The sequence below is a fragment of the Kitasatospora sp. NPDC001175 genome, from assembly GCF_053598215.1.
Genome location: NZ_JBSFJU010000021.1, coordinates 55,837 through 68,741, shown reverse-complemented (window position 1 = coordinate 68,741; position 12,905 = coordinate 55,837). Strand labels below are relative to the sequence as shown.

Annotated in this window: 12 protein-coding genes and 1 pseudogene; 5 read left to right on the top strand and 8 right to left on the bottom strand. The window is 69.7% G+C overall.

All coding sequences use genetic code 11. The features are described 5' to 3' along the window. Positions 1-10: 10 nt before the first annotated feature. From kdpB to ACWDAK_RS17575, 3 genes are read right to left on the bottom strand one after another with little or no spacing between them, the layout of a single operon-like run. Positions 11-2,104, bottom strand: coding sequence for a potassium-transporting ATPase subunit KdpB (gene kdpB, locus ACWDAK_RS17585; RefSeq protein WP_427393876.1), 2,094 nt, complete (start codon positions 2,102-2,104; stop codon positions 11-13). Further along, a complete protein-coding gene (gene kdpA, locus ACWDAK_RS17580; protein WP_344639977.1) occupies positions 2,104-3,765 on the bottom strand; it encodes a potassium-transporting ATPase subunit KdpA in 1,662 nt (553 codons plus the stop codon). The genes kdpB and kdpA overlap by 1 nt, the downstream gene beginning before the upstream one ends. A 1-nt stretch (position 3,766) precedes the next feature. Further along, positions 3,767-3,856 carry a potassium-transporting ATPase subunit F gene (locus ACWDAK_RS17575; RefSeq protein ID WP_344639978.1) on the bottom strand — a complete coding sequence of 30 codons (90 nt, stop codon included), beginning with the start codon at positions 3,854-3,856 and terminating at the stop codon, positions 3,767-3,769. 344 nt (positions 3,857-4,200) lie between these two features. Here ACWDAK_RS17575 and ACWDAK_RS17570 point away from each other — a divergent pair, with 344 nt between their 5' ends. Further along, on the top strand, positions 4,201-4,956 hold the full coding sequence (locus ACWDAK_RS17570; protein ID WP_427393877.1) for a DUF4118 domain-containing protein: 756 nt from the start codon (positions 4,201-4,203) through the stop codon (positions 4,954-4,956). A 379-nt stretch (positions 4,957-5,335) separates the two neighbouring features. Here the strand turns inward: ACWDAK_RS17570 and ACWDAK_RS17565 are convergent, their stop codons facing one another. The 3 genes from ACWDAK_RS17565 to ACWDAK_RS17555 all read right to left on the bottom strand — a co-directional run bounded on the left by ACWDAK_RS17565 (position 5,336) and on the right by ACWDAK_RS17555 (position 8,156). After that, positions 5,336-5,971, bottom strand: coding sequence for a DUF4360 domain-containing protein (locus ACWDAK_RS17565; RefSeq protein WP_344639980.1), 636 nt, complete (start codon positions 5,969-5,971; stop codon positions 5,336-5,338). A gap of 428 nt (positions 5,972-6,399) precedes the next feature. Then, the gene (locus ACWDAK_RS17560; protein ID WP_427393878.1) at positions 6,400-7,899 is read right to left on the bottom strand and encodes a WXG100 family type VII secretion target; all 1,500 of its coding nucleotides are present in this window, start codon (positions 7,897-7,899) and stop codon (positions 6,400-6,402) included. After that, positions 7,896-8,156 (bottom strand): hypothetical protein, encoded by a 261-nt coding sequence (locus ACWDAK_RS17555; RefSeq protein ID WP_344639982.1) that lies wholly within the window; start codon positions 8,154-8,156, stop codon positions 7,896-7,898. Before ACWDAK_RS17555 ends, ACWDAK_RS17560 begins: the two co-directional genes overlap by 4 nt. A 584-nt stretch (positions 8,157-8,740) precedes the next feature. On the opposite strand from ACWDAK_RS17555, the gene ACWDAK_RS17550 reads away from it, so the two are divergent. From ACWDAK_RS17550 to ACWDAK_RS17535, 4 genes and pseudogenes are all read left to right on the top strand, one after another. Further along, entirely contained in the window at positions 8,741-9,172 is a 432-nt protein-coding gene (locus ACWDAK_RS17550) for an RDD family protein (protein WP_344639983.1), read from the top strand. An 889-nt stretch (positions 9,173-10,061) separates the two neighbouring features. Then, entirely contained in the window at positions 10,062-10,421 is a 360-nt protein-coding gene (locus ACWDAK_RS17545) for a VOC family protein (protein ID WP_344639984.1), read from the top strand. 173 nt (positions 10,422-10,594) lie between these two features. Further along, entirely contained in the window at positions 10,595-11,071 is a 477-nt protein-coding gene (locus ACWDAK_RS17540; protein WP_344639985.1) for a hypothetical protein, read from the top strand. A 118-nt stretch (positions 11,072-11,189) separates the two neighbouring features. Then, positions 11,190-11,456: pseudogene (locus ACWDAK_RS17535) on the top strand (helix-turn-helix transcriptional regulator); the annotation flags it as partial. 22 nt (positions 11,457-11,478) lie between these two features. Here the strand turns inward: ACWDAK_RS17535 and ACWDAK_RS17530 are convergent. Together ACWDAK_RS17530 and ACWDAK_RS17525 are read right to left on the bottom strand one after the other, a co-directional pair. Then, entirely contained in the window at positions 11,479-12,438 is a 960-nt protein-coding gene (locus ACWDAK_RS17530) for a phosphatidylinositol-specific phospholipase C (protein ID WP_344639987.1), read from the bottom strand. Between the two features lie 58 nt (positions 12,439-12,496). Further along, positions 12,497-12,760 (bottom strand): dienelactone hydrolase family protein, encoded by a 264-nt coding sequence (locus ACWDAK_RS17525; protein WP_427393879.1) that lies wholly within the window; start codon positions 12,758-12,760, stop codon positions 12,497-12,499. Positions 12,761-12,905 lie beyond the last annotated feature (145 nt).

Below are 12,905 nucleotides of genomic sequence, written 5' to 3'. Positions count from 1 at the left end.
CCTTCCGTCGTCAGCTCAGCCCGGGCACGAACTGCACCAGGAGGTCGATCAGCTTGATCCCGATGAACGGCAGGACCACACCGCCCACGCCGTAGACGCCGAGGTTGCGCCGCAGCAGTGCGGAGGCCGAGGAGGGGCGGTAGCGCACGCCGCGCAGGGCGAGCGGGATCAGCGCCACGATGATCAACGCGTTGAAGATGACCGCCGAGGTGATCGCCGAGGTCGGGCTGTGCAGCGCCATGACATTCAGGTGCCTCAGGCCCGGGTACACGCCGGCGAACATCGCCGGGATGATCGCGAAGTACTTGGCCACGTCGTTGGCGATCGAGAAGGTGGTCAACGCCCCTCGGGTGATCAGCAGTTGCTTGCCGATCTCGACGATCTCGATCAGTTTGGTCGGGTTGGAGTCCAGGTCCACCATGTTCCCGGCCTCCTTGGCCGCCGAGGTCCCGGTGTTCATCGCCACTCCGACGTCGGCCTGGGCCAGGGCCGGGGCGTCGTTGGTGCCGTCCCCGGTCATCGCGACCAGCTTCCCCGCGCCCTGCTCCTGCCGGATCAGGGCCATCTTGTCCTCGGGGGTGGCCTCGGCCAGGAAGTCGTCCACCCCGGCCTCCTTCGCGATCGCCCTGGCGGTCAGCGGGTTGTCCCCCGTGATCATGACGGTCCGGATGCCCATCCGGCGCAGGTCGTCGAAGCGGTCCCGGATGCCGTGCTTGACCACGTCCTTGAGGTGGATGACCCCCAGGACCCGGGCCGGCTCGCCGCCGTCCTGGACGGCCACCACCAGCGGGGTGCCGCCCGCCCCCGAGATGCCGTCGACGAGCGGACCGAGCTCGTCGCCGGGGCTGCCGCCGTGCTCCTCCACCCAGCGGACGACCGCGCCGAACGCCCCTTTGCGGATCCGCCGGGTACCGCCGTCCTCCTGCAGGTCCGCACCGCTCATCCGGGTCTGCGCGGAGAACCCGATCCACTCGGCGTGCCCGGTCTCCGCCTGGGTACGGGCGCGCAACCCGTACCGCTCCTTCGCCAGCACGACGATGGAGCGCCCCTCGGGGGTCTCGTCGGCGAGGCTGGACAGCTGTGCGGCGTCGGCCAGTCGGCGCAGGTCGGTACCGCCGACCGGGGTGAACTCCGCCGCCTGCCGGTTGCCGAAGGTGATGGTGCCGGTCTTGTCCAGCAGCAGCGTCGAGACGTCGCCGGCCGCCTCCACCGCCCGGCCGGACATGGCCAGCACGTTGCGCTGCACCAGCCGGTCCATGCCGGCGATGCCGATCGCGGAGAGCAGCGCGCCGATGGTGGTCGGGATCAACGCCACCAGTAGCGCGACCAGGACCACGATCGGCTGCTCGTCGCCCGCGAAGGTGGCCATCGGCTGCAGGGTGACGACGGCGAGCAGGAAGATGACGGTCAGCGAGGCCAGCAGGATGTCGAGGGCGATCTCGTTGGGTGTCTTCTGCCGGGCGGCGCCCTCGACCAGCGCGATCATCCGGTCGATGAAGGTCTCCCCCGGCCTGGAGGTGATCCTCACGATGATCCGGTCGGAGAGCACCGTTGTGCCGCCGGTGACGGCGGAGCGGTCCCCGCCGGACTCGCGGATGACCGGGGCGGACTCACCGGTGATCGCCGACTCGTCCACCGAGGCCGCGCCCTCGACCACGTCGCCGTCACCCGGGATGAGTTGCCCCGCCTCCACGATCACGTGGTCACCGAGCCGCAGCTGAGCCGCACGCACGGTCTCCTCCGGCGGCCGGGCCAGGCCGGGGTGCCACGCCGTGGTGATCCGCCTGGCGACGGCCTCGGTCCTGGCCCGGCGCAGGGTCTGTGCCTGGGCCTTGCCCCGGCCCTCCGCCACGGCCTCCGCCAGATTGGCGAAGAGCACCGTGAGCCAGAGCCAGGCGGTGATCACCCAAGCGAACACACCGGGGTGCCGGACCGCCGAGTAGACGGTGAGCAGCGCGCCGATCTCCACCACGAACATGACCGGGTGGCGGACCATCACCCGGGGGTCGAGCTTGCGCAGCGCGTCGGGGAGGGAGAGCAGCAGTTGCTTCGGGTCCAGCACCCCGGCCGAGACCCGGTGCGCCTGTTGCGTGGGCGGCGGCATCAGCGCAGCCCTTCCGCCAGCGGTCCCAGGGCCAGGGCCGGGAAGTAGGTGAGCCCGACGACGATCAGGACCACGCCGAGGAGCATCCCCACGAACAGCGGCCGGTGGGTGGGCAGCGTCCCGGCGGTCACCGGCACCGGGCTCTGTCCGGCCAGGGATCCGGCGAGCGCCAGTACGAAGACCATCGGCAGCAGCCGGCCGAACAGCATGGCGAGGCCCAGCGCGGTGTTCCACCAGGTGCTGGTGGCGGTGAGGCCGGCGAAGGCGGAGCCGTTGTTGTTGGCCACCGAGGTGAAGGCGTAGAGCACCTCGGAGAAGCCGTGCGGGCCGGTGTTCAGGATGCCGGCCCGCCCCGCCCTGAGGGCGATCGCCGTACCGGTGCCGACCAGCACGATCGCCGGGGTGGTCAGGATGTAGAGGGAGGCGAACTTGATCTCCCGGCCGCCCAGCTTCTTGCCCAGGTACTCGGGCGTGCGGCCGACCATCAGCCCGGCCACGAACACCGTCACGACGGCCAGGATCAGCATGCCGTAGAGGCCCGACCCCGCGCCGCCGGGCGCGATCTCACCGAGCATCATGTCCAGCAGCAGCACGCCGCCGCCCAGCGGTGAGTACGAGTCGTGTGTGGAGCCGGTCGCGCCGGTCGAGGTGAGCGTGGTCGAGGCGGCGAAGAGGGTGGAGCCGGCGATGCCGAACCGCACCTCCTTGCCCTCCATCGCCGCACCGGCCGCGCGCAGGGCGCTGCCGTGGTGCTGCCACTCGAACAGCGTCAGCAGGCCGGCGGAGCCGATCCAGATCAGCGCCATCACGGCGGCGATCGCATGGCCCTGGCGCCGGTCGCCGACCATCGTGCCGAAGCTCCGGGGCAGCGCGAAGGCGATCACCAGCAGCAGGTAGACCTCGAGCCAGTTGGTCAGCGGGTTCGGATTCTCGAACGGGTGCGCGGAGTTGGCGTTGTAGAAGCCGCCGCCGTTGGTACCGAGTTCCTTGATCACCTCCTGCGAGGCGACCGGGCCGCCGGTGACGGCCTGCGAGCCGCCGTTCAGGGTGGTGACGGTCATGGGAGCGTGCAGGTTCTCGATCACTCCGGCCGCCACCAGGACGATCGCGAAGACCACCGACACCGGCAGCAGCAGCCGTACCGTCACCCGGACCACGTCCACCCAGAAGTTGCCCACCCGGTCGGTCCGGCTGCGGCCGAAGCCCCGGACCAGCGCCGCCGCCACCGAGATGCCCACGGCGGCGGAGAGGAAGTTCTGCACCGCCAGGCCGGCCATCTGCACCAGGTGGCCCATGGTCGACTCACCCGAGTACGACTGCCAGTTGGTGTTGGTGACGAAGGAGACCGCGGTGTTCCACGCCGTCGCCGCGGGCACACCGGGGAAGCCCAGCGACAGCCAGAGGTGGTTCTGCAGCCGCAGGAAGGCGTAGAGGAAGAGCACCGAGACGGCCGAGAAGGCGAGCACTCCGCGCAGATATGCCCGCCAGGTCTGGTCGAAGTCGGGGTTGACCCCGATCAGCCGGTACAGGCCCCGTTCGATCCGCAGATGCCGCCGGCTGGTCAGCAGGTGCGCCAGGTAGTCGCCCAGGGGCCGGTACGACAGCGCGAGCGCCGCCGCCAGGGCGAGCGCCTGCAGCAGGCCCGCGAGGCCGGGGGCCACCTCAGAACCTCTCCGGGTGGATCAGCGCCAGTACCAGATAGACCGTGATGACGCTCGAGACGACCAGCCCGACGATGTTGTCCGCGCTCATCCCCTCCTCCGCTCCGGACCGGCCGGACCGGCCTGCCGGCTGCGGGCGGCCGGGCCGTTCACAGCCGCCCCACCCCCCTGGCGACCAGGGCAAGGACGCCGAACGACAGCACCGTCACACCGACATAGGCCAGGTCCATCATGTCGACCACGCTCCGCGACTACTGGGGTCACACTCGGTCACGCCGATTCTCCGGCGGCGCGCCGCGACATGGTGACCTTTCCTAGGCCGTCAGGGGCCTGCGCCGGGGCGGTCACGCTCGACCGCTAAGGCTGCGTCAACGGTTGGGCTCAGCGCTTGCGCCGGGCCATCGGGCTGCTACACCGGAAGCCAGGAGGTGCGTCATGCTCCGGCATCTCACCAGGGATACGCTCTCGCTGGTCGCGGCGGTCCTCGGCCCGGCCGCCCTGTGCGCGGTGCTGCTGCCGCTTCGCGACCGCCTGGCGAACACCGATGTCGCACTGCTGCTGCTGGTGGTGGTGGTCGTGGCGGTGGCCGCGCTGGGCCGCCGGCTGGCCGGGGCTCTCGCCGCGGTGTCCGCCGCCGTGTGGTTCGACTTCTTCTTCACCCCGCCGTACGAGCGCTTCGCGATCAGCAAGTCGTCCGACCTCACCACCGCCGTCCTGCTGCTGCTCGTCGGCCTGGCGGTCTCCCAACTGGCGTTCCACGCCAGCCGGTTGCAGGTCGTCGCGATCACCGACGCCGACTACCTGGCCCGGATCCACGCCACCGCCGTACTCGCCCGCTCGGCCAACTCGGCCATCACCGTGGTCGACCACGTCCAGGACCAGCTGGTCGAGCTGCTCCGGTTGCGCGGCTGCCGGTTCGAGTACGGCTCCCTGCTCGGCCACCCGCCGCGCCTGGAGCACGACGGCTCCGTCGTCATCGGCCGCAGGCCCTGGGACGCGGACCGTCTCGGCCTGCCCGACCAGGACGTGGAGCTGCGACTGTTCGGCAACGGCCAGTACGTCGGCCGCTTCATGCTCGAACCGACGCCCGGCGCCGTGCCCTCGCGCCAGGCCCGTCTCGTCGCGGTGACCCTGGCCGACCAGGCCGGCGCAGTCCTCGACTCGCTGCGGCCCCCGGCGCACACCGCCTGAACCCCGGCAGTCGCGCCTCGCGAAGTGGCGGGGGCTCACGGCCCGTCGGCGCCGCCCAGCACGCTCTCGGCGCGCGGTCCGGAGCAGGGCGCAGGCCGAGCGGGCGTGCGCCCGTCAATGGCCTGGCGCGGCGGCGCCGGGCCTCACGGGGCCGGCTTGTGGGCCGCTCCCAGCAACTGCCCGCCGCCGGGCGCGGTCTGCTCGATCTCGCTGAGTCGCACCAGTTCCTCCATGTGGTGTGCTTATCAGCCGAGCCGCGGTCCGCGCTGTGGTCCGGAGCGCAGTGACGGCAGCCGCACGGAGTCCGTGCCGCCGGACGCGGCGGCGCCCTCCCCTCCGGGTGCGGAGGGGAGGGCGCGCCAGGCGTTCCGGGGGGAACTCAGGGGCACTGCTTCCAGGCCAGGTGGTAGGTGGTGTTGATGTTGCCGTCGGTGGAGTCCATGGTCATGAAGCTGGTCGTCCTCGTCGGGTCGGAGGTGCCGGCACTCACCCGCAGTTCGGTGTTGATGTTGAAGTTGCGCTCCTCACCGCAGGGCGCGAAGACGAGGGCGGCGACGTCGACCGCGTCGGTGGCCTGCCAGTTGTTGTCGTACCCGCCGTTGAACCGGTGGCTCTTCGAGGTGGTCTGCGGCTGTCCCTGGAAGTAGTAGTTCGCCTGCTGGACGCCGGTGGCCCCCGGCTCCAGGTGGGCGTAGCCGCGGTAGTCGGCGGAGGCGATCGCGTAGGTGAAGCCCTGGGGGACGTGGACGTTGAGGTCGAGCTGGCAGTTCTTCCGGAAGTCGGTCGGCTTGGCGCCGACGCCCACCTGGGCGAGGTAGTCGCTGTACGTCACGGTGAAGGCCGTGTTGTCCGGCGAGACCGCGACGGCGGCGGTACCGGCCGGGCAGCCGGAGCCGTTGACGGTCGCCACGTCGATGACGATCTTGTCCGGCGGCGGAGTCATTCCCCATGTGAAGCCCGAGGAGCCGAGCAGCGACACGGCGACGCCGCCGACGGCCAGCATGCGTGACAGCATGACTTTCCCTTCCGATCGCCCACGGATCCCGTGGGATGCGTCAGTGTTGTGAGCGGTGGTGATTCGGGAGGAGACTTGGCGCGTCCATGTCACCACAGCTGCACCCCCGCGTACAGAGGCGCGACAGCAATTTACTGATGCTCAGTCAGAGAGCTTGGCAGCGACGGAAGTTATGTCGGAAGATCACCCGTTCAGCAGCTCCGCGCGGAGACCGCCGACGACGACGGACAGCTCGAACCGGAAAAACTCGTCGTTTACACCAGCCGGTGAGCAGCGGCCGGGAGTTGGCAGAGCGAGCGCAGCACCTCAGCCGCGGGGGACGCCCAGCCACAACCCGGCGAGGGACAAGGCGATCGTGTCACGGCCGAGGGGACACCGCGGTCCTCACGGCGCCCCCTCGGCCGTGACCGCAGTAGCGATCGCGAGGCTTACCCGAAGGCTTCCTCGATGCGGGACTTGTTGACGCGGTAGGGCGCGGGGTCGTTCTCGCCCTCCGCCACGCCCTTCACGTACTCGTTCTCCCGCAGCTTGTCCCCGATGACGGGGGTGTTGGCCACGTCGTGCACGAGTCCGCTGCCGAAGTAGTGCGGGTTGTGCTGCACGTACTGACCGGCCTCGCCCTCCAAGGCGCCCTCGATGAGGTGCCCGCTCGTCTCGTCCTTCATGTCGCCCGTCACCACGCCGAGGCCCGGCTTCGCCATCCCACCGATGACCTTGCCGGTACTCAGGAGGCTGTTCACGACAGCGCCATGGCTCCCCTTGCGCCCGGTGCCGTGGTCCTCGTCGGCACCCCACTTGAGGTCGTGCGGATTGATGGTGGACACCGGGTCGTCCTTGCTGTCGCCGAGAACATGCTGCTTGAACTCGCCCTGGGCCCAGTCCGTCACCTTGGAGTCGACGTAGTGCGCGGCCTCACGTGCTCCGTACTTCGCGACCTTCTCGCCCACGCCGTCGAGCGACCTGGCCTCCTTGGCGTCCCTGGCTATCTTCAGCAGGTTGTCGCCGCCGTCCTCCATCTCACGAATGCCCTTGACCACCTTACGGACGTTCTGGATCGACTTGTAGGCTTCCCGCGCATCCTTGAGACTCTTGACCGCCTTCATCGCGGACCTCATCTCCTTGAGGGCCTTCACCAGCTCCTCGAGATTCTTGGCCAGCTCGGTGGACACCTTGGCGACACGGGCGATGAAGACCGAGATCTCGGCTGCGTCGATCATGGCACTGGCGATGGCGCCGATACCCAGCGTCAGGACGCTGACCACGACCTCCATGGCGAGCGAGGCGATCAGCGCCTCGATCGCCTCGCTGATGATCTGGATGACCATGCTCTCGGCCAGGGCGCACATCTGAGCGGCCTGGTTGATGATCTGCGCGGTCTGGTACAGGCCCGCTGCGGTGCCGTCGAGGGACTCAACCACCTCACCCATGTGTCGCCCGAAGGCATCGGAGGCGGCTCCCTGCCACTGCTGCGGCAGGGAACTGCACTCGGCCCGCAGCTGGTCGGCCACGTTCTGGACCGCGACCGCCTGGGCGTGCCATTCCTCCGCGGCTTCGTTGAGCGCCTGGAGGTTGCCGGTGACCTTCTCCAGGCCGTGCATGATGCCGCAGTGATCGAGGGCCGCCTTGACATTGTGGTCAAGCCAGCCGCTCAGGCCGCTCCGGTCGGGCATCTGGGCCGGGGTGAGCGCAGGCATGCTCTGGCACGTGGCCCGGGTCCAGCCGTAGGCATCGCTCGGCGGCCCCAGGACGGGCCCCCGCGGCGCCATGATGGGACTCGGGCCGTCGCCGTTCGACTTGGACTTGTCAGAGCCGTCGCCCAACCCGGTCACCTTGTCGAGCTGGCCGTCCAGGAACTTCTGCTCCTGCTTCCTCTCCTGCTGCTTCGCCTTGTCACGCGTCCACTCAACCGCCGTGTCCTTGATGCTCACTGGCCACCCCCGAGGCCCGCACCGAGCTCCTGCTCGTGCTGGAGGTAGTTCTGCGCAGTGCCGTTGAGCGCCTCGGAGGTCTGGTTCAGGGCCTCGATGAGGTCGGCGAGGTTCTTCCGGTTGGCGTCCACGTGGTCGTTGTACTCCTGCAACAGGTGATGGGCGTTCGGCAGCTTCCCGAAGGCGTCGCCCGAGATGGTGATGCCTGAGACCCTCGACTGGACCTGCGAGAGCTGCCCGTCCTGATCACCGACCACTGACGCATACCTGCTGATCGCTTCAGGTTGCACCTGAAACCCTGCATCCCCCATGGCATATGCCCTTCCCTGACCCGATGTTGAGCCGCTCATCCTACTGACGCGCCGTCGGACGAACCGGACAGGAGACGGCTTCAAGATGTGGCGACTGTGTGGGGAAGCGTCACGGATGCCTACCCCGACCGAACGCTGGCCGCCCTGCGATAGGTTTCCCTGCGCACGAGTTCGAACCCTCGCCCCGCAGCCGGATGCGCGCCAACCACCACATGATCAAGGAGATCCTATTGATTGGCCTCATTCTCATCGTCGTTGGCTGCATCGCGGCCTTGGTCTTCCTCGCCTGGTTCGCATCTGACCCCGACAAGAAGAAGGCTCCCCACCCGTCAGCACTTCCACAGGACGCGGCTCCGCATCTTCACCCGGAACAGCGGGGCACGGGCATGCCACAGGGCTATCCGCAGGGACAGGTATTCGATCCACGCGGGCAGCAGACCCCGTACGGGCAGCAGAATCCGTACGCCCAGCCACAGCCGGCTCCGACTCCGACTCCGGAGAGCCCGACGCTCCCGGAAGAGGCGGAAAGCGTGTTCCGGGGCATCGGCGGGTTCCTCGACTTCGTGTTCGCGATCGTCGTCGGCTTCCTGCTGGCCCGGGCGGCGTTCCACGCCCACCTGAGCTCCGGTGCCAAGCTGGGGATCGCCGTCCTGGCCATCCCGTTCACCTCCTTTGCCAACCAGGTCCTGCTGAGCAGGCTGACCAACTGCAGCATCGGGAAGTTCCTGTTGGCCAACCGGATGATCGACCTCCTCACCGACCGCCGACCGACCCTCTGGCGGTTGACCGTGCGCTGGCTCCAAGGGGGCCTAGTGGGCTGGGTGATCTTCATCCTCAACATGTGGACGAACGAGGACGTCTCACCGAGCTCCCGCGACTGGGCCGACCCCTTCATCTGCCCCGGCGAGGCTGGCGGCATCCGGATCGTCCGTCGCAAGGACCTGCGGGAGTGGCTGGGTTAGGCCACGGTTCTCCAACCATCTGACTCATCAGCTCGGCATGACTGGTCGCGGTGATCTGACGGGCGAGGATTGGTTCGGCTGATGCCACTCCTGTGGGCCAGTGGCGGGCGTTGGCCAGGTGGCCGGATTTCCGGCAAGTGATCAACGGAGCCCCGCACCGGGTGCGAGCAGTGTGCTGTCGCATCTCTTCCCAGGCGGTTCGGTCCGTGAAGGACCATGTGCACTGAAGGGCAGCTGCAGTGGTCGGCCGACGACTCCCGGGAAAGGCCCTGGACAGTGATTCCGGCCCGTACTGGATCGACCACTCCCGCATCGCGCAGGCCTTCGTCCGATCCTGCCTCGGCGTGACAACAGCCCGAGGGGGCACTGTACTTGGCACGGTGCCCCCTCGAACCGTTCCCGCTCTGTCAGCCCAGCAGCGCCGGCAGCCGCTCCTCTGTCTCCTTGTTCTCGACGTTGAGCGCGATCCACGATGGTCAGCTGCCAGTCGAAGTGGAGCGGCGGCAGCGGGTCCAGCGAAACGCAGAACACGCCGAGCAGCGACTCTCCCGGCCGCAGGTGGGGAGCCGCGGTCTGGTGCAACGCCGGACTGCCCAGCGGCACCCGCACTCCGCCCCACCCGGTATCCAACCGGGTGTCCGCTGATAGGTAGTCAACCGAGAGCTCCTCGCGCCGGTGGCCCGTGCGGAGGCGCTCGCCCTGCTCAGCAGACTGGCTCATCCGGAGACCTGGCCTGCGGCGGGCGGCGGATCACCCCCGGGCCGCAAGCAGGGCAGCAGGCCATGAACGGGCCCCTCGGCGGGGATACTTCAGCGCGGGCCTGGTAGCACGGCAGGCTCCGGTAAATCCCCGTTGCCCCGGCCGGCCGGCGCAGGCCAGAATCCGCGGCATGACCTCCGGGATACGCCACATGACGATTGACAGCCTCGATGCCTACCGCCTCGCCGAGTTCTGGTCCGAGGTCCTCGACCAGCCCCTGCACGGCGACGACAAGCCGGGCGACCCGATGGCACTGATCGAGGGCGCGGGGCTGCTCTTCATCACCGTGCCCGAGGCGAAGACCGTCAAGAACCGCGTCCACCTCGACCTCCAGCCGCAGGACCGCACGCGCGACGAGGAGGTGGAGCGCCTGCTCGCCCTCGGCGCATCGCTGGTGGACGACCGCCGCAGGCCGGACGGCACCGGCTGGGTCGTCCTCGCCGACCCTGAGGGCAACGAGTTCTGCGTCGAGACCGGGCAGGCAGGCTGAGCGGGCGGGCGGCCCCGTTCAGGGGTCGCGGCAGCCGCTGGAGCGATGTCCGCAGGCGGCCGGAGGCGTTCTACCGATTGTCAGGAGAGCGTCTGAACCGCCCGGTCTCCGGTGATCGGGTGATGGCTGGCTCCGCACCGGTACAACTGGGGTGACGGATCGTTGCACAGAGCATGACCAGTCCAGGGGGCGAACGAAGGGGACCGACGCCGGTGCTGTGGGCGTTCGTCGTCCGCGAGTCCACGCCGGGAACGCCGCCGTCCGCCGAGGCGATCGTGGAGATCGGTCCGGCGCAGTACCCGCAGTTGCTGGAGGACGCGATGGCCAGCGGCTTCACCATGGCCGTCGGTGAGCCGCCACTGACCACCGCTGAGATCCACGTCCGTGACGGCCTGCTGACCGAGCTCAGCCTGGTCGGCGGTCACCGGGTGTGGGAGCCGGCGCCGCCCGCCCCGGTCTCGCCCGAGTGGGTATCGGCCGCCGTGGGGCGGGCCGGTGTGCTGGTCATCCTCGTCCCGCCCGGTACCTGGCCCGAGGATGCGCGGGACCTCGGGCCCGTCGACCTCGCGGAGGCGTTCACCGCCAACCTTCGCGAGGCCCGGGCGGACGGCCTGGTCCAGCACGGCGCCGCCCAGTTGGTCCTCCGTTGAGACACCGGCCGCCGGACCGCACACTCCCGACGACGCCGCCCGGCCCACGAACCCGTCGCGCGGTACGCCCTGCCGGTCGTCAGCCGTCGTGGCCGGGCGGGACCCGAACGGCGGTCTGCCCCGGCTGGCGGCCGTCTGCGAGATCCTCCATGACGACCCGGCGGACACCCGCACCCTCAGCCGCCTGTTCCGCTCCGAGCTCGGCATGACCTTCCCTCAGTGGCGGACCCAGTCACGGCTCTACCACGCGCTGCGGATGCTGGCCGACGGCGTCCCCGTCACCGCGGTCGCCCACCGCTGCGGCTGGTCCTCCACCAGTGCCTTCATCGACGTCTTCCGCCGCTCCTTCGGCTACACCCCCGGCGCCCACAACCGCCGCCCCTGACCCGGTCGGCCTCGTGCGGCCATCAGGGTGTGCCCTGGGCGTTCCAGTTCAGCAGGGTCGAGGTCAGCGCGGGCGCGTGGCGTTCGGGGAAGTCCATGACCAGGACGCCGAGCGGCGGGTGGCCGTGGCTCGCGGCGAAGGAGCCGAGGTAGTCCTGGACGTGCGGGTTGACGTAGGCCGCGCAGTCGGTGGGGAAGCAGCCGGCGCTGGAACCGCTCAGGAAGTTGACGGACAGCGGCCCGCCGGGGCCGGTGGCGGCCGCCCGGTTGATCTGGTTGACGACGTCCTGGTACTTGTGCGGACGGTCGAAGAGCGTGGGAACGGTCCAGTCGTCCTGGAGGTCGAGCTGGGAGCTCCACCAGCCGACGGCCGGCAGGGTCGGGACGTCGGAGATCAGCACCACCCGACCCCTGGCCGCACCGAGCGCGGGCAGGGTGTCGCCCAGGTGGAACAGGCCCCGCCAACCCCGGTTGTCCAGGTAGTCGTTGAAGACGGCGAGGAAGTCCGTGTCGCTCACCTGCGAGTACTCCTGCTTCACCCGCATCAGGACGGTCTCGCCCGGGTGGGCGGCCAGGAAGGCGGCGCAGGCGACGAGTACGTCACCGAACATCTGCTGCTGGTACACCGGGCCGTGGTGGATCGCGAAGGAACCGTCGATGGAGCGGCAGCGGATGTCGAGGAAGCGGATCCCATACTCCAACTGCCTTGCTATGGGCAGTGTCTGACACTCAGTCAGTGCACCACCGTAGCGCGCGCAGGAGTCGTGGGTGCCCGGGAGGGTCAGCCGGGACAGCGGTACGGCGTCACCGAGTGCGGACATCCAGTCGCTCGGCGCGAACCCGGCCGTCGGCGCGGTCCTGGCCGTGGCCCCGGCCGCAGTACCGGTCGCGGCCGACGCCGGTGCGACGGTCGGCCAGGCGACCGCGCCGGCGGCCGCCGCCGCGAGCGATGCTCTCAGGAACCCCCTGCGGTCGACCCTCATCCGCCCTCCACCCATCCGGTGCCGACGACCACTTGCTGTTCTACCGGACTTCGGGGCCTCAGCCCAGCCCCTGCGCACCGGCTCCAGCGGACAGCCCGCTGGACTCGAAGAGCTCGCGGACGCGCCGCCACGCGTCGGCTGCCGCCGCCGAGCCGGCCGGGTCGTCCGCGCCGGCGCCGAGGAAGCCATGGCCGACACCGGGGTAGGCGACGAACTCGTGGCGCAGCACTTGCACCATGGAGCGCGGCCGCGATCTCGCGCTGCTGCCCGGGCGAGCGGCGACCTGCTCGGCCAGCAGCGGGTCGGCGGAGGAGGAGGCCACTCGGCCCGGTCGAGCGCGCCGTCGGCCCGCTCCTACTCCTGGCGGCGGCGCTGGAACGCCTCGTCGGCGGCGGTGAGCAGCGGCAATGGACCGCCCTGTGATCGGCCATTACCAATACAGACAGAACCGGTAAGCAGTGCTATGA